Annotated in this window: 14 protein-coding genes; 11 read left to right on the forward strand and 3 right to left on the reverse strand. The window is 47.9% G+C overall.

Translation table 11 applies throughout. The features are described from left to right. Positions 1 to 1,053: 1,053 nt before the first annotated feature. The 3 genes from RM811_RS06890 (at position 1,054) to rsd (ending at position 6,261) form a co-directional block, all read left to right on the forward strand. The gene (locus RM811_RS06890) at positions 1,054 to 3,396 is read left to right on the forward strand and encodes a Tex family protein (protein ID WP_402522195.1); all 2,343 of its coding nucleotides are present in this window, start codon (positions 1,054 to 1,056) and stop codon (positions 3,394 to 3,396) included. 332 nt (positions 3,397 to 3,728) lie between these two features. Further along, on the forward strand, positions 3,729 to 5,315 hold the full coding sequence (gene gshA / locus RM811_RS06895) for a glutamate--cysteine ligase (protein ID WP_402522197.1): 1,587 nt from the start codon (positions 3,729 to 3,731) through the stop codon (positions 5,313 to 5,315). Between the two features lie 469 nt (positions 5,316 to 5,784). Continuing rightward, complete coding sequence (rsd, locus tag RM811_RS06900) at positions 5,785 to 6,261, forward strand: sigma D regulator (protein WP_402522199.1); 477 nt, start codon at positions 5,785 to 5,787, stop codon at positions 6,259 to 6,261. Positions 6,262 to 6,343: 82 nt separating this feature from the next. On the opposite strand, the gene RM811_RS06905 is transcribed toward rsd, so the two are convergent. Beyond that, positions 6,344 to 7,027, reverse strand: a complete 684-nt coding sequence (locus tag RM811_RS06905) for an FKBP-type peptidyl-prolyl cis-trans isomerase (protein ID WP_402522201.1) — start codon at positions 7,025 to 7,027, stop codon at positions 6,344 to 6,346. Between the two features lie 383 nt (positions 7,028 to 7,410). Here RM811_RS06905 and RM811_RS06910 point away from each other — a divergent pair, with 383 nt between their 5' ends. Further along, entirely contained in the window at positions 7,411 to 7,983 is a 573-nt protein-coding gene (locus RM811_RS06910; RefSeq protein ID WP_402522203.1) for a hypothetical protein, read from the forward strand. Between the two features lie 114 nt (positions 7,984 to 8,097). Then, positions 8,098 to 10,017 (forward strand): ATP-binding cassette domain-containing protein, encoded by a 1,920-nt coding sequence (locus tag RM811_RS06915; RefSeq protein WP_402522205.1) that lies wholly within the window; start codon positions 8,098 to 8,100, stop codon positions 10,015 to 10,017. 43 nt (positions 10,018 to 10,060) lie between these two features. Here the strand turns inward: RM811_RS06915 and RM811_RS06920 are convergent, their stop codons facing one another. After that, entirely contained in the window at positions 10,061 to 10,297 is a 237-nt protein-coding gene (locus RM811_RS06920; protein WP_402522207.1) for a cell division protein ZapB, read from the reverse strand. A gap of 334 nt (positions 10,298 to 10,631) precedes the next feature. On the opposite strand from RM811_RS06920, the gene RM811_RS06925 reads away from it, so the two are divergent. The 3 genes from RM811_RS06925 (at position 10,632) to metW (ending at position 12,866) form a co-directional block, all read left to right on the forward strand. Next, positions 10,632 to 10,856: a hypothetical protein gene (locus RM811_RS06925; RefSeq protein ID WP_402522209.1), complete on the forward strand. Its 225-nt coding sequence runs from the start codon at positions 10,632 to 10,634 to the stop codon at positions 10,854 to 10,856. A 259-nt stretch (positions 10,857 to 11,115) separates the two neighbouring features. Beyond that, positions 11,116 to 12,261 (forward strand): homoserine O-acetyltransferase, encoded by a 1,146-nt coding sequence (locus RM811_RS06930; protein ID WP_402522211.1) that lies wholly within the window; start codon positions 11,116 to 11,118, stop codon positions 12,259 to 12,261. Further along, a complete protein-coding gene (gene metW, locus RM811_RS06935; protein ID WP_402522214.1) occupies positions 12,258 to 12,866 on the forward strand; it encodes a methionine biosynthesis protein MetW in 609 nt (202 codons plus the stop codon). Before RM811_RS06930 ends, metW begins: the two co-directional genes overlap by 4 nt. 65 nt (positions 12,867 to 12,931) lie before the next feature. Here the strand turns inward: metW and RM811_RS06940 are convergent, their stop codons facing one another. Continuing rightward, positions 12,932 to 13,261 carry a hypothetical protein gene (locus RM811_RS06940; RefSeq protein ID WP_402522216.1) on the reverse strand — a complete coding sequence of 110 codons (330 nt, stop codon included), beginning with the start codon at positions 13,259 to 13,261 and terminating at the stop codon, positions 12,932 to 12,934. Between the two features lie 160 nt (positions 13,262 to 13,421). Between RM811_RS06940 and RM811_RS06945 the strand changes: the two genes are divergently transcribed. The 3 genes from RM811_RS06945 to hemW are packed head-to-tail and all read left to right on the forward strand — an operon-like array spanning position 13,422 to position 15,714. Then, positions 13,422 to 13,886: a DUF4426 domain-containing protein gene (locus RM811_RS06945; protein ID WP_402522219.1), complete on the forward strand. Its 465-nt coding sequence runs from the start codon at positions 13,422 to 13,424 to the stop codon at positions 13,884 to 13,886. 15 nt (positions 13,887 to 13,901) lie between these two features. Beyond that, a complete protein-coding gene (gene rdgB, locus RM811_RS06950) occupies positions 13,902 to 14,525 on the forward strand; it encodes an RdgB/HAM1 family non-canonical purine NTP pyrophosphatase (RefSeq protein ID WP_402522221.1) in 624 nt (207 codons plus the stop codon). A 28-nt stretch (positions 14,526 to 14,553) separates the two neighbouring features. Beyond that, on the forward strand, positions 14,554 to 15,714 hold the full coding sequence (hemW, locus tag RM811_RS06955) for a radical SAM family heme chaperone HemW (RefSeq protein ID WP_402522223.1): 1,161 nt from the start codon (positions 14,554 to 14,556) through the stop codon (positions 15,712 to 15,714). Positions 15,715 to 16,227: the final 513 nt, after the last annotated feature.

The raw sequence follows: 16,227 nt of genomic DNA on the forward strand, positions 1-16,227 counted from the left end.
GTAGAGATGAATATCCGGCTTTCAGTGAGCCCCTTGTCATTCTCAAACCGGCTCCAGACAACCCGAACTTCCTGCCCCTTAAGGAACCGGGCACGACAAATCAGGGTGCGGTAACGTACAGTACGAAATCTGCCGTACATCAGAGTCATTTGTTATACGCGCATCAATATATTCGGCTACCTTCAGGTCCCGGCACATTTTGCAGCAACTAGGCCAAGGTGGTTCAGGTTCTTAAACTGATATTGAACAGGAGGCATGTTGGTGTTCCTGAATACTGTTAGTCGACAACAGGTTTCAGGAAAATATCAATTGGGGTGGTGAAAGACAGGTATATAGGAAGAAGCTGTAATAAAGTGGATTAAGACTGCTCACCCATATAAAAGTTCCTTTCTAAATCTCTGTTCTCAGGGTGGACATTAAGGAAGTTTCCCTGTGTCGCAGGTGCTTCAGAGATATCTTCCAGTCGAAATCACTCCATTTACTTAGTTCCCATCCAGAAACGCTGTAGGTCCCGTATGGCAGGCGGTCAGGTCTAAAAAATGCATTTTGTTTTGACACCTGCTCCGCACGACTTTCGGGCCCTGTAGCGGAGTTGATGCGATTTTTACGTAAATTTGAAGCACCTTGAATCTCTATAGCCTAAGTGTCCCAAGGGCTAGAGTTTCTGGATGGGAACTACCTAATGTACGGTATCCATTTAGCCACATATTCAGCTCTAAACTGGTCTTCTCTTGCTGATTAAGTCCTCTGTAGCCCTTGGAAACAGAGGGTAAATCCTTAATGTCCACCCTAAGAATCTGTGTTAACAACAAGACAGGAAAAATTTCATATGAACAATAGCAGCCCATATGTTTGCGTCATCCATATGACCCCAAAGTATTGGCTTAAATCTGGCCGTCTGGTTTCAGTTTCAGTTTCATTCTGCGGCATATGACGATGGTTCTGAGGGATATGGACAATAGGCTATCACTGTACTCTGCAATCGATTGGTTGCAGACAATAGGGTCAGTTTCGATATAATCTCACTATTTTCCCAAGTGATGAGTGTGTTTTATGCAGAGTATCTCCCAGCGTATAGCTGAAGAGTTGGGTGCCCGGCCTGAACAGGTTACCAGTGCTGTACAGTTGCTTGATGATGGATCCACCGTTCCGTTTATTGCCCGTTATCGAAAAGAAGTCACCGGAGGACTGGATGATACTCAGCTGAGAACGCTGGAAGAGCGCCTCCGTTATCTGCGTGAACTCGAAGAACGTCGCGCAGCCATTCTGAAGAGTATTACCGAGCAGGAAAAACTGACGCCGGAACTGGAAAAAGATATCCGCTCTGCAGATACCAAAACCCGTCTGGAAGACCTTTATCTTCCCTATAAGCCCAAACGTCGTACAAAGGCGCAGATTGCCCGTGAGGCGGGGTTGCAGCCATTGGCGGACATGCTCTTCGAGTCGCCGGAAAAAGACCCTGAAGCGGAAGCAGCAGCCTATGTGGATGCAGATAAAGGTGTAGAAGACGTTAAGGCTGCTCTTGAAGGTGCGCGTTATATCCTGATGGAGCGCTTCAGCGAAGATGCTGAATTACTGGGACAGCTGCGTGAGTTGCTCTGGAATGAAGGTATCCTGAGCAGTCGTGGTGTTGCAGGAAAAGAAGAAGAAGGTGCGAAGTTCCGGGATTACTTTGAACATGACGAGCCTCTGAAAACTGTTCCGTCTCACCGGGCGCTGGCCATCTTCCGTGGTCGGAATGAAGGCGTTTTGCAGGCAAATATCCGCCTTGCCGATGAGCCTGAAGACCGTCGTGCAACACATCCCTGTGAGAAACTGGTCGCTGATTACTGGACGGTTGAGCATAAAGGCCGTCCAGGGGATGACTGGTTGAAAGATGTTGTGCGCTGGACCTGGCGGGTTAAGCTGCTGTCTCAGCTGGAAACAGAGTTGATGACCCGTATTCGCGAAAACTCTGAAGACGAAGCCATTAAGGTTTTTGCCAAGAACCTGAAAGATTTGCTGCTGGCCGCTCCGGCAGGGCTCAGACCTACGCTGGGTCTGGATCCGGGCCTGAGATCTGGTGTTAAGGTGGCGGTCGTTGATGGCACCGGCAAGGTGGTAGAGCACACCGCTATTTTCCCCCATGCGCCCCAGAAAAAGTGGAAAGAGTCTCTTGGCACTCTGGCTACGCTCTGTCTGACTCATCAGGTTGAGCTGGTCAGTATTGGTAACGGTACGGCCTCCCGTGAAACGGACCGACTGGTGGCTGAACTGATGCGCAGTTATCCCAAGCTTGGATTGACGAAAATCGTCGTCAGTGAAGCCGGAGCCTCCGTCTATTCTGCCTCTGAACTGGCTGCCCGTGAGTTTCCGGATCTGGATGTAACGATTCGTGGTGCGGTATCCATTGCCCGTCGTCTGCAGGACCCCCTGGCAGAGCTGGTGAAAATTGAGCCCAAGTCTATTGGTGTTGGCCAGTATCAGCACGATGTCAGCCAGGTCAACCTGTCCCGCTCTCTTGAGGCCGTGGTTGAGGACTGTGTAAACGCGGTGGGTGTTGATCTGAATACGGCTTCAAGTGCTTTGCTGGCCCGTGTATCCGGCCTGAATCGCACGCTGGCAGATAATATCGTTTCCTATCGAAATGAGCATGGTGCTTTCAGAAGCCGTAAGGATCTGCAAAAGGTCACTCGCTTTGGGGCAAAAACCTTTGAACAGGCGGCCGGCTTCCTGCGGGTAATGAATGGTGATAACCCTCTGGACAGCTCTGCTGTACACCCTGAGGCGTATCCAGTGGTTGAGAAAATTGCCAGCCAGTCCAGCCGTGATGTGCGTGCCCTGATTGGGGACTCTGGCTTTTTGAAGAGCCTGAATGCCGAGAACTTCACCGACGAAACGTTTGGTCTGCCAACGGTTACTGACATCATCAGCGAGCTTGATAAACCGGGTCGTGACCCTCGTCCGGACTTCAAAGCCGCCGAGTTCAAAGAAGGTATTGAAGACATCCGTCACCTCAAGCTGAATATGGAGCTTGAAGGCGTTGTCACCAACGTTACCAACTTTGGTGCGTTTGTTGATGTTGGTGTGCATCAGGATGGTCTGGTACATATCTCTGCGTTGTCCGAAAACTTTGTGAAGGTTCCGGGCGACGTGGTGAAGGCGGGAGATATTATTAAGGTCAAAGTGATGGAAGTAGACGTCGCCCGTAAGCGAATTGGCCTCTCCATGCGCATGTCGGATAAGGCAGAAGAACGTGCAGAAGCTCGTCAGCAGCCCCGTCAGCCTCGCTCTGAAAAGCCTGCAAATCGGAGCCAACCACAGAAAGCCAGCCAGTCTGGTAATCGTGGCAAGAAGCAGGACTCAGGGGGTACGTTGGCAGACATTTTTGCCAATGCAAAGCAGATGCGTAAGTAGAGTATTGAACAATCGCGTTAATAAACATGGATAAAGGTTATTAGCGACGACTGTTGTTTTGAGAACCCAAAGCCAGTCATGATTTTGTGTCTGGCTTTTTTTTGGGGATTTAGAAAATTCAGGCTGGTATCATACCGTTCGCTGGATGCGATCAGGTGCTAAGCTGATTGCTATTTTATCAGGCTGTTAAAATCCTTCTTACCTGATCATAAGCTGAGTGTTTTTGAGAGCTTATTTGCGTTGTTATGGTTCCGGGCTCAAACTTTTGCGGGCAGGAATTATGGGTAAGAACGGACTTCAGGCCTGACCCTAATTACTATTGGATCTGTACCTTGGCTACTGAGTATCAGGATCGTCTGGAGCTTTTCCAGCCCCATGCTAACCATTCAGTTCTCCGTGGCATCTGCCACGGCATTGAGCGTGAAAGTCTCAGGGTGACTTCGGATGCTCGTCTTTCTCTGAAGTATCACCCTGAGAAACTGGGGCGACCATTAACCCACCCGTATATCACCACCGATTACTCCGAAGCGTTACTTGAATTTATCACGCCGGTTCATTGTCGAATTGATGATACGCTCTCTTTTCTTGAGCAGCTTCATCAGTACACCTGCCAGCATCTGGGTGAAGAAGTACTCTGGGCGGGTAGTATGCCGCCATTGCTTGAAGGGGATGACAGTATTCCCATCGCGCAGTTTGGAAGCTCCAATATCGGTTTAATGAAAACGGTTTACCGGGAAGGTCTCTGGCATCGCTATGGTAAGCCAATGCAGACCATTGCCGGTATTCACTATAACTTTTCATTTCCAGAGGAGTTCTGGAGCTTTTTACAGCAGCATTCAAATGGAGCGGGTTTAGAGTCCCGTGACTTCAGGTCGGCGGGCTACTTTGCCCTGATTCGTAACTTCCTGCGTCACTCCTGGTTGCTGATGTATCTGTTCGGTGCTTCTCCGGTGGTGAGCAGAAGCTTTTTTGGTGATGGTGGCAAGGGTGCTGAGCAGTCCGGTTTACAGGTACTGGATAAGGATTCCCTGTTCCTTCCTTATGCGACCTCATTGCGCATGAGTGATATGGGCTACAGTAATAACGCCCAATCCTCTCTGAGCATTTGCTATAACACGTTGGACGAGTATGTTGAGTGTTTATCCCGGGCTATTCGAACGCCATATTCACCCTATGAAGCTATTGGCCTGAAAAAAGCCGGTAAATATCTGCAGCTGAATACCAATCTCCTGCAAATAGAGAATGAGTATTACAGTACTATCCGTCCAAAACGCATCGCCCGCTCTGGCGAAAAGCCGGTGACTGCTATACGTAATGAAGGGGTGGAGTACGTTGAGGTTCGGTGTCTGGACACCAACCCCTTTGAACCCCTTGGGATCAGTGAAGTCGATGCGCATTTTATGGATGTCTTTCTGGTGTATTGCGCACTGCAAAGCAGTGCGCCTATTCATGCCAGTGAGTGTGCTGAAGTCAGTAATAACTTTAAAACAGTGGTCATGGAAGGTCGTCGGCCAGGTGTTGAATTGCAGCAGAAGGGGCAGTCAGTCACGCTGAAAAACCAGGGGCTGCAGCTTCTGGATGAGATGGCGCCCATTGCCGAACTGTTAGATGAGGCCAATGACTCATCCCTGTTTGTTGACAGTTTATCGGCTCAAAAGGCCAAGCTTAATGATGTGTCCCTGACGCCTTCAGCCCAATTGCTGGATACCATCGAGGCGGAAGGTATCAGCTATCTGGAGCTGATGATGTCACTGTCTCGAAAGCATGCCAAAGGCTTCTCTGAGCACGATATGAGTGCCGAAAGAATATCCTACTTTGAGCAGGTTGCTCAGCGTTCCATTGCCGATCAGCTGGCACGAGAAAGTAACGATAAAAAAGGCTTTGATGAATTCCTTAAGGATTATATGGCTGCAGATTAACGGTCATTACAGGCGTTCATTTCACATTTTGGTTGTGATAGGTCGGGAAAAGGATTTTCGATCTATGCAATGCCGTTAATACTAGTGATCAGGTTTTATTTTTGACTGAAATGCGTCGGTTTTTAATTGATTTCCTCCCCCCTTGCATAAAGCACTTTCAGTCAAAAATAGAGTTTGTTAGTACGTTGAGCAGGTTATTAAAATAATCTTTTTTAATTAAACTTTATTTTTTTAGTTTAAAAAATTGTTATTTCCCTGAGAAAATACCCTGAAGCCATTGAATTCATGATGTTCCTGTAAAACTTGCATTTTAAATTGGGTTGTGTTTTGCAAAAATAAAGGCTTGCTGCAAAAAATCCACTGTCATAACCTAGCAACTAAGCGGCCTGACACAGGCGCTGGTTAAGAAACTCAAAAGTGGTCCCATTCACGCAGAAGAGATCTAACTGTTAAAGAGGAACTGTCTATCATGCTGGAGGGATGCCAAACGGCCAAAGAACGTTGGGGGGGTGTATCAGAGATTATTGATCGCTGGCTCAACGAACGTCAGGAGCTGATCGTCCTGTACTGCTCCATCAATGGAATGGATCAATTTGATGATGACAAGCGCCCGGTGGCAAGTAAGTTGAAAGAGTTGTGCCAGATTTTAGTGGATTATGCTTCAGCTGGTCATTTTGAGGTCTACGAGCAATTGATTCAGGAAGCCCGGGAGTTTGATGACGGGGGGATTGAGCTGGCTCATGCAATGCTGCCAAAGCTTGAGGGGAATACTTCAAGGTGCCTGAAATTCAATGATCACTGTGAATTACTCTGTTCTCTTCAAAAGCTGCAGGAAGCGGTATCTGAGTTAGGAGAGACTTTGGAAGAGCGTTTCAGTCTTGAAGATAAAATGATTGAAATTCTGCACGAAGCCCATAGAGAAAAGCTGACTGGTCATAATGTTTGAATCATGCGATGACAGACTGCACTTTCGGATGTTGCGTTTGGATATTGCGTATCTGAAGTTGTCGTCTGTCACTTTGTTAGAGTTAGCTGCTTTTACTCACATCCTTAAGCTCTACTTTAAAAATAATTGCTTCATTGGGTCCGATTATTCCCGGAATACCATTTGATCCGTAGGCCATTGTTGATGGAATGAATAATTCCCATATTGAGCCTTCAGGCATTTTCTGTATCCCTTCTGTCCAACCTGCTATTACACGGTTCAGCTGAAAAGTCGCTGGCTGATTGCGGGTATACGAACTCTCAAACAAGGTTCCATCAATTAACCTGCCTTCGTAGTGAACCGTGATGTAGTCAGTAATTGATGGCTTGATACCATGACCGTTGGTTAATATCCGATATTGAAGACCACTCTCTAATACCACCATTCCGGGTTTTTTACTGTTCTCAGTCAGAAACCGCTGGCTTTTTTCCAGACTCCCCTGTGCTTCCAGCTGACGATCAATCTGGTATTGGTTTCCCTTTTTTACCTGGGCTAACTCAATAAAGTATGAGATTTCATCCTGTGACAGCTGTAAGGTTTGACCATCAAAATTATCTTGTACTCCCTGGATAACGGCACTGACATTGATGCCTTCAAATCGCTCAAGCTGCTCTGCCAGAGAGACACCGAGGCTATAGCTAAATTTGTCGTTTTCTGTCTCCAAAACGGCAAATGAGCATAGGGAATAAGATAACAGGGTAACGCCGGCAAGCGTTTTCAATCTCATATAAACACTCTTTCTGATGATTTTTCATGCTGTTTCTCAGTACTGTTTTAAGTACTATTTTGAGTACAGTGGGCTCTGAGGCCTATCATTTAGTAAACCGGTATTATTGGCAAGCCTTGTTTAGCATTATGGAATGGGAAAAGTGCTTTATTTAAAGTGTTTTTATTAAAGGGTGTCTAAAAAATAAACGTCTTATTGATTATGTTTTCAAAGATAAATGCAAATAAATTATCAAAAAAATTAAAGATAAAGCTAAAAAAATATTTGCAGATGACGAATAAGCATTCTATGTTGGAATAAAAACCGAGTATAAATTATTCAGTTTTTATTTCGATGTACTAACTACTAGTAGATTGGTTAAATTAAAAACGAGGGACGACCCGATGCCTGCAACAAGGAAGACTGCAGTCAAAAAAAGCGCTGCTAAGAAAGCACCTGCTAAAAAAGCTGTTGCCAAGAAGACCGTTAAAAAGGTCGACATGGTGAAAAAGTGGGAAAAAGAAGTTGATGCGCTGAAGAAAAAGCTTGAGAAAGCTAAAGACGCGCTGAAAAAAGCAAAGGAAAGTGCAAAGAAGGCTGCAGCCAAGAAAACCACTGTCAAGAAAAAGGTAGTGGCTAAGAAAAAGACTACTGCAAAGAAGGCTCCTGTCAAAAAGGCGGCAGCTAAGAAAAAGACAGTAGCTAAAAAGAAAGTTGCGGCTAAGAAAAAGGCGCCTGCAAGAAAAGCAGTTGCCAAGAAGAAGCCAGCAGCGAAGAAGAAAGCACCTGCAAGAAAAGCGGTCGCCAAGAAAAACCCAGCCGCTAAAAAGGTTGCTGCCAAGAAGGCACCTGCCAAAAAAGCTGCTGCTAAAAAGAAAGCGCCTGCAAAAAAAGCCACTGCCAGAAAGACTGTAGCTAAGAAAAAAGCTCCAGCCAGAAAAGCAGCTGCAAAAAAGTCTCCAGCCACAAAGAAGTAAGCCAGCTGGTAATTTGATGCTTTAAAGGGGGAATTCTATTCCCCCTTATTATTTTTGCACATTTCCTCTTTTCCCTTCGAAAGATATTCGATTTCAGCGGGCTTGCTACATATAATGCCCGACATGATCACATTGAATTCCATCAGCCTTCTAAGGTCTGGCAAACTCCTTTTGGAGAATGCATCTACAACAATCCATTCTGGCCAGCATGTTGGCCTGGTGGGTGCTAATGGGTGCGGCAAATCAAGCCTGCTTGCTTTGCTCACCGGCGACTTGCACCCGGATAAGGGGGAACTCGCTTTCGATAAGGGGCGTGGCCTGGCACATATGGCTCAGGAGATTGATGCTCTTGGCCGGAATGCCGTGGACTACGTATTGGATGGCGACATTGAGCTTCGTCGAATAGAGCAAGACATCAGCCATGCAGAATCATCAGGACAGCATGAGAAGCTGGCCGATCTGCACGAGCAATTGCTGAGGGCCGATGGCTATACGGCTCGTTCCCGTGCAGAGCAACTGTTGCACGGCCTTGGTTTCCTTCATGACGTGCTGAAAAAAAATGTCAGGGATTTTTCCGGCGGCTGGCGAATGCGTTTAAATCTGGCGAAAACACTGATGTGTCCTTCTGACATCCTGTTGCTTGATGAACCCACTAACCACCTGGATCTGGACGCCATTGTCTGGCTGGAAAACTTCCTGAAGCGATACCCCGGAACCTTGCTGGTTATTTCCCACGATCGGGATTTTCTGGATGCCATTACCGATCACACCATTCATATAGAACATCAGACACTGCTTCAATACCGTGGCAACTACTCGGCTTTTGAGCGTACCCGGGCAGAAAGACTTCAGCAGCAGCAGGCCGCTTTTGATAAACAACAAAAGCAACGGGCTCATATGGAGAAATTTGTTGAGCGGTTTCGGGCGCAGGCCACCAAGGCAAAGCAGGCTCAGAGTCGACTTAAGGCATTAGCAAGACTGGAAGATATTTCTGCCGCTCACGTAGATTCTCCTTTTTCATTTACCTTTCCCCAGTCCGATAAAATGTCATCACCGCTGCTGACTCTGGATAATGCTGAGCTGGGTTATGCTGACAAGTCGTTATTAACACTGAATCTCAGCATTTTACCCGGTAGTCGTATCGGCCTGCTTGGGGCGAATGGTGCGGGTAAATCCACCTTGATTCGAGCCCTGGCGGGGGAATTGCCGCTGATTTCCGGTCAGGTACATCAGGGTGAGCATTTGAGTATTGGCTACTTTGCCCAGCATCAGTTGGAAAGTCTGGATTTTAATGCCAGTCCAATATTGCACCTGCAAAGATTGTCGCCTAATGCCAGAGAGCAGGAGTTGAGAAACTTCCTTGGGGGGTTCGGCTTTCTGGGTGAGAAGGCATTGGAGTCGATTCAGGGGTTCTCCGGGGGGGAAAAGGCAAGATTGGCATTAGCCATTATTGGCTGGCAAAAACCCAATCTATTACTGTTGGATGAGCCCACCAACCATCTGGATCTGGACATGCGTCTGGCGTTAACCATGGCACTGCAGTCTTTTGAAGGGGCAATGATACTGGTTTCCCATGATCGTAATCTGATTCGCAGTACGACGGATGTGCTTTATCTGGTGCATGACGGGCGGGTGGACGAGTATGAGGGTGATCTGGATGATTACAGTCAATGGTTGATTCAGTTGCGCAGTAAGGAGCGAAGTGAGTTGCGGGAAGAGCGGAATCCCACTGGCAGCTCAGTGCATTCAGCGCAGCAGAAAAAAGAAGCCAGAAAACTGGAAGCTGAAAAGCGAAAGGCTTTGCGTCCATTGAAACAAAAAGCAGACAAGCTGGAGGATCAGCTGGAAGTCTTGCAGTCTTCTCTGGCGGATGTGGATAAACGTCTTTCTGAGCCTTCGGTCTATGAGGAAGCCGCGAAGGAACAATTGAAAGAATATCTGGCCAGACAGACTGAACTTAAACGTCAGATTGCTGAAGTTGAAGAGGAGTGGATGGAGGCTCTGGAAGCCCTCGAAAATGCCGGAATACTCTAACCGTTCATTCTATAAAATGAAGGGGCATGGACGCCCCATCGTTTTATGCGACAGCTTCATTCTCTCTGGCGTCATCTTCTTCGGTCACAATGTCCAGCTTGCCCAAGAGCGAGGTTACGCGTTCACCCCACGCAGCTAGCTCCTGTTTGAGCTGGATATTCTCTTCTTCGAGGCGTGTATTAGCAGACCGGAGGTCTTCTACTTCCATTCTTGACAGTTCCAGTTTATCAATCAGATTCTGGAGTCTTGATTCAAGCTGGCCTAAGGATTCAATAGACATAACGACATTGGTACCGAGAGGTCTGAGAAAAGTATTTAATAGTTTGCACTATTGCGGGAAGTTACGATAACACGTTTTTATTGGTTTTATCGTAAAGAGTTTACTGTCATTAACAATACTTGAGGAAAGCCTGACTATACTAGATTTAATTCACGCTAATCGTTGAATTTATCTGCATCAATACGATGTGTTTAAAGCTGGGTAACAGGTGTAAGTGGTATCAGTGTAAAAATTCATCTGTCGCCTTGCGGATTTTTCCCGGCGGTGTTTCATTTCAGGAAATCTCGCCATAGGAAGAAAAGTACCCAGAAGCAAATTGCTTCGGGAGTTCCAGATGAGCAAATCCTTTCAGCCCTGCGCCCGAATTATTTCAACCCTGAATGTTGAAGATGAGGCGATCCGGGCTTTCTATACCTCCCTGATCAACAATCAAAGTGTTGATGCCTATATTAATGAACGACATCTGCACTTTTGTTCACGACAGGTCGAAGGCTTCTTTCTGAATCATGTTCTGGCATTGACTGAGCTGGCTCTGGAGTTGCCTGTTGTCAGGAGCTAGTCCGACACGATAGCCAGATAATCCCCACTGGATAAGCTGACAAGAAAAAACTAAGCAGATAAACTGCCTGAAATTTTCGGTTTCTTCCTTGTTTGCCGTGAAAGAAGATCGCCACGGAGACACAGAGAAAAGAAATGCTTTTCTCTGTGTCTCCGTGTCCCGTGGCTAAATCTTTCATCCCCGTGGGTGACGAACAATCGTCATGAGCATGTGTGCGAGAGAGTTTCCTTTAACGATAAAAAAGCGAAACAGGAAGTTTATGCCTGAAGTGATTCCTGCCGGCTCGGTAGGGCTGGTGGAACCCAAAGCTATCCATTTTGATCAGTCTCTGGCCCTTAATTGTGGTGAGCAGCTGGACGGCTTTCAGCTCATGATAGAAACCTACGGTGAGCTGAACCCGGCACGCTCAAATGCCGTGCTGATCTGTCATGCCCTCAGTGGCCACCATCATGCTGCAGGCTATCACTGCATGGAAGATCGTAAGCCGGGCTGGTGGGATAACTGTATTGGTCCGGGTAAGCCCATTGATACCCACCGCTTTTTTGTTGTGGCGCTCAATAACCTGGGAGGCTGTCACGGCAGTACAGGTCCAACCAGTCATAACCCGAAAACAGGAAATGCTTACGGGCCTGACTTTCCGGTGGTGACGGTAGTGGACTGGGTTAACAGTCAGGCAATGCTGGCTGACTACCTGGGCATTGAGCAATGGGCTGCCGTTGTTGGAGGAAGCCTGGGTGGCATGCAGGCATTGCAGTGGAGCATTGCTTACCCCGAAAGGCTCCGTCACGCCATTATCATTGCATCAGCGGCTCGCCTGTCTGCTCAGAATATTGCCTTTAATGAAGTGGCCCGACAGGCCATTATGTCTGATGATCAGTTCTTTGGTGGTCGCTATCTGGAAGAAAACAGTATGCCCCGAAAGGGGTTGGGGCTGGCCCGGATGGTGGGCCATATTACTTATCTTTCTGATGATGCCATGGGCAGTAAATTTGGTCGTGAGCTGAAGAATGAAGGTTTCAGTTATGATTACAATGTGGAATTCCAGATAGAAAGTTATCTTCGCTACCAGGGGGAAAGTTTTTCCGGAAGTTTCGATGCCAATACCTATCTTCTGATGACCCGTGTCCTGGATTATTTTGATCCGGCCAGTGATTATGGCAACAGTTTATCCAGCGCCCTGAGTCGTGCAACGGCAAAGTTTTTTCTTGCTTCATTCTCAACGGACTGGCGTTTTTCACCAGAGCGGTCGAGGGAGATTGTTGATGCCTTGATAGATGCTGGTAAAGATGTGAACTATCTCGAAGTGGATGCAGCCCACGGACACGATGCCTTCTTAATGGATATTCCCCGCTACATGCGTGGTTTGACCGCTTATATGAACCGGGTAGCGGAGGAGTGCTTATGAGCCGGGGTGATTTTGAAATTATCAGGAGCTGGATTCCCCCTGGCAGCCGAATCCTTGACCTGGCTTGCGGAGATGGCCAGTTACTCCATGAGCTGCACAAAGAAAAACAGGTGAGTGGCTATGGCCTTGAAATTAATTCACAGAATATTGAAGCCTGTATTGAAAAAGGTGTGAATGTTATTGAGCAGAACCTGGATCGTGGGCTGGGTAACTTTAAGCCTGGTAGCTTCGATACGGTTATTATGACTCAGGCACTTCAGGTCATGCGTTTTCCACATCTGGTGCTGGAAGAGATGTTGAGGGTAGGGCGGCAATGCATTGTCACTTTTCCAAACTTCGGGCACTGGCGCTGTCGCCTGTATCTTTCTGCCCATGGTCGTATGCCTGTGTCAAAGTTCATGCCTTATACCTGGTATGACACACCCAATATTCATTTTTGTACGGTGCGGGATTTTGAGGCGCTGTGCCGGGAGAAAAATTACCGGGTGTTGAACCGTATGGTGGTGGATCGTTCGTATACCAGTGGTCTGGCTGGCAGGGTATGGCCAAACCTGATGGGTGAAGTGGCTATCTATCAGTTAACAGCTAATGCCGGGAAGCGTTAAAAATCATACTGATATTTCCTGTTTCAACGGCGCAGTCCGTTGGAAGCTGTTGTTTAGGTGTCGTATTAATTGTTGGCATTAGGGAGAAGTTGACGAATGAGTAATTCGAGCTGGTCGATACGATCATCTAACTTTTGTTCGAGCTGGTCGGTACGATCATCTAACTTTTGCTCGAGCTGGTCGGTACGATCATCTAACTTTTGCTTGAGCTGGTCGGTACGATCATCTAACTTTTGCTCTAGCCGGTTAAAGCGTTCACGGTTTTCCTGCTGGTTACAGTCAACCTTACGGTCAATAACCTTAACGTCTGATCGGGTTTCACCAACAATGCTGATCAAATCAGTCAGCGTGTTAAGTGTGTGGTCAGGATCGTTCGATTTTACTGCGGCACTCATACGATACTCCTTGAGAAGATGTTTTTATTTGAGCAATCAGCATAGCAGGTCATTAAAATAGTACAGGGACACCTAACACTATCGTTAAGAGCTAATAAGAATGGGAGAGACATTCATGGTGACTTTTGCAAAGCATCTTAAATCCAGGTTAAAGCAGGGAATGATGTATTCGACCCTGCTATTTTTGGTTTGGGGTATGGCGACTCCTGTTATTGCCGAGAGCCTGATTCCTGACGCCAGAGTGCTGAAACAGGCGCCGGTTCAGCTGGGAAACTATCAGATCTATTTCAGTGCTTTTAACAGTACGTTTATTCCGCCGGGTGTGGCTGAGCAGTATAATCTCCGCCGGGGTGGTCGCTATGGCATCGTCAATATTGCCATCCGGGACGTCACTGCGGATGATCTGGGTGCAGCGGTGACTGGTGAACTGAGTGGGCATACAAAGAACCTGCTCACTCAGCAAACCCGGCTGAAATTTTCTGAGGTTAAGGAAGGCAGTGCGATTTACTATCTGGCCGACTTTAAGTTTTCAGACGAAGAGCTGCTAAAATTTGCTATTGATGTTAAGCCTCAGGGAAGCTCTCGGAGTAAATCGCTTCGTTTCGAGCAGACCTTTTACCAGTAGGGTTGTGAGAAAATTATGATCAGGGATACCCGTCAGGTTGTGCTTGCCAGCGGCAACAAAGGCAAGCTGGCTGAGTTTCAGCAGATGCTGGAGCCTCTTGATATCAGGATGACTCCCCAGAGTGAGTTCGGTATTGGCACGACCCTGCCGGAAGCAGAGGAGACAGGGCTGACTTTTGTCGAGAATGCCATTTTAAAAGCCCGTTATGCTGCCGGGATATCAGGCCGTCCGGTGATTGCCGACGACTCGGGGCTTGAAGTTGACTACCTCAACGGTGAACCGGGGATTTACTCTGCCCGTTATGCCGGGCCAGGGGCGTCTGATGCAGATAATAACCAGAAGCTGTTGAATCATCTGCAGGGGCTTAAGTCTGTGGACAGAACAGCACGATTTCATTGTGTGCTGGTTTATCTTCGTCATGAGCATGACCCAACGCCCATCATTGCCCATGGCCAGTGGGAAGGTTATATCATTGAAGAAGCCCTGGGTGATCATGGCTTTGGCTATGACCCCCTGTTTCTGGTGCCGGAAGAACACCGTACGGCGGCAGAGCTGCCCGCCGCGTTAAAGAACCAGCTCAGTCACCGTGCCCAGGCGCTGAAAAAGCTGGTGGGTTACCTCAAGGAGATGAAACACTGAAGCAGTCGCCTGCTTCAGTTCATTCAGCATGCTTAAACTTCCCCCTCTGAGTCTTTATATTCATGTGCCCTGGTGCGTGAAAAAATGTCCTTATTGTGACTTTAATTCACACCGGGTAACCGGCGACATTCCCGAAGAAGCCTATATAAACGCTTTGCTCCATGACTTCCAGAATGAAGCTGACAGGGTTCAGGGGCGGCCTGTGCACTCAATTTTTATTGGGGGTGGTACGCCAAGCCTGCTCAGTGCAAATGCTTACCAGGCGCTGTTTAAAGGGCTTCAGGAGCAGGTACGTTTCTCGGATGACATTGAAATCACCATGGAAGCCAATCCGGGTACTTATGAGCACGACCGTTTTCAGGCTTATCTGGATGCCGGGGTTAACCGCCTGTCCCTGGGTGTTCAGAGTTTTCAGGATGATAAGCTGGCAGCCCTGGGGCGAATCCATTGTGCGGACGAAGCCCGGCAGGCCATTGCCTCCATCAAAAACAGCGGCTTTAGCAATATTAATATTGATCTGATGCATGGCTTGCCAGAGCAGTCTCCCGAAGATGCGCTTTACGACCTGCAACAGGCTATTGAATTGCAGCCTGCACACATCTCCTGGTATCAGTTGACCATCGAGCCCAATACACTGTTCTATTCGAAAACACCGGTGTTGCCGCCCGATGATACGCTTTGGGATATTCAGGAGGCAGGGCAGTTTCTGCTGGCATCAGCGGGTTTTGAGCAATATGAAATTTCGGCCTACAGTCAGGCTGGGTGGCGTTCAAGACATAACCTGAACTACTGGCAGTTTGGTGACTATATCGGTATTGGTGCAGGAGCTCACGGCAAGTTGACGGATGCCTCCACCGGGCAGATTTTCCGTAACTGGAAAACCCGGATGCCCGCGGATTACCTGGCTGCCGATAGCTATATTTCCCACGCTTTTGAAGCGGGTCGACGAGTTCTGGAGATAGATGAACTGCCCATCGAGTTTATGATGAATGTGCTGAGGCTTCATGAAGGGGTTGATGCTCGACTCTATGGTGAGAGAACTGGCCAAACGCTGGATAGTATTAATCCGCAATTGAAAATTGCTCAGCAGAAAGGACTTATGGAGCCCATAACCGTTGAAAACTGCAGGCTTCAGCCCACCTCAACCGGCAGGCTTTTTCTGAATGATCTGCTGGAGTTGTTTGCTTGATAAACGAGTGCAGGAAGCGTTAAAACCCATACCAATATCATTATCGTCACTCCCGCGAAGGAGGCTGTCGCAAAACCCTCGTTCCCACGCTCTGCGTGGGAATGCATACGGATCTGGCCGCATGTGGAGAAACCTCTCCTTGCCCGAATCTGCGAGGGTTTAAGGCTGGTTATTCACTTGTGGCGAGTACGGTATGCATTCCCACGCAGAGCATGGGAACGAGGTTTCCGGAGGCTTTTGCGACAGCCTCGAAGGAGGGTGTTGCAAAAGGTTTCAAATGCCGATTTATACAACTGCCGTCGTTCCCGCGAAGGCGGGAATCCATCTCGAGAGTGGGAGTTTATCTCGAGCAGTGGATCCCCGCCTTCGCGGCTGTCGCAAAACCCACCAGGAACCTCGTTCCCACGCTCTGCGTGGGAATGCATAGCCAACCACAGGAATCGTGTCTGTGGTTGGGTCCTGGCGCTACCACGCAGAGCGTGGGAGCGAGGAGGGTTTTGCGACAACCGCCTT

Source organism: Endozoicomonas sp. (assembly GCF_031844845.1).
Lineage (GTDB): Bacteria > Pseudomonadota > Gammaproteobacteria > Pseudomonadales > Endozoicomonadaceae > Endozoicomonas.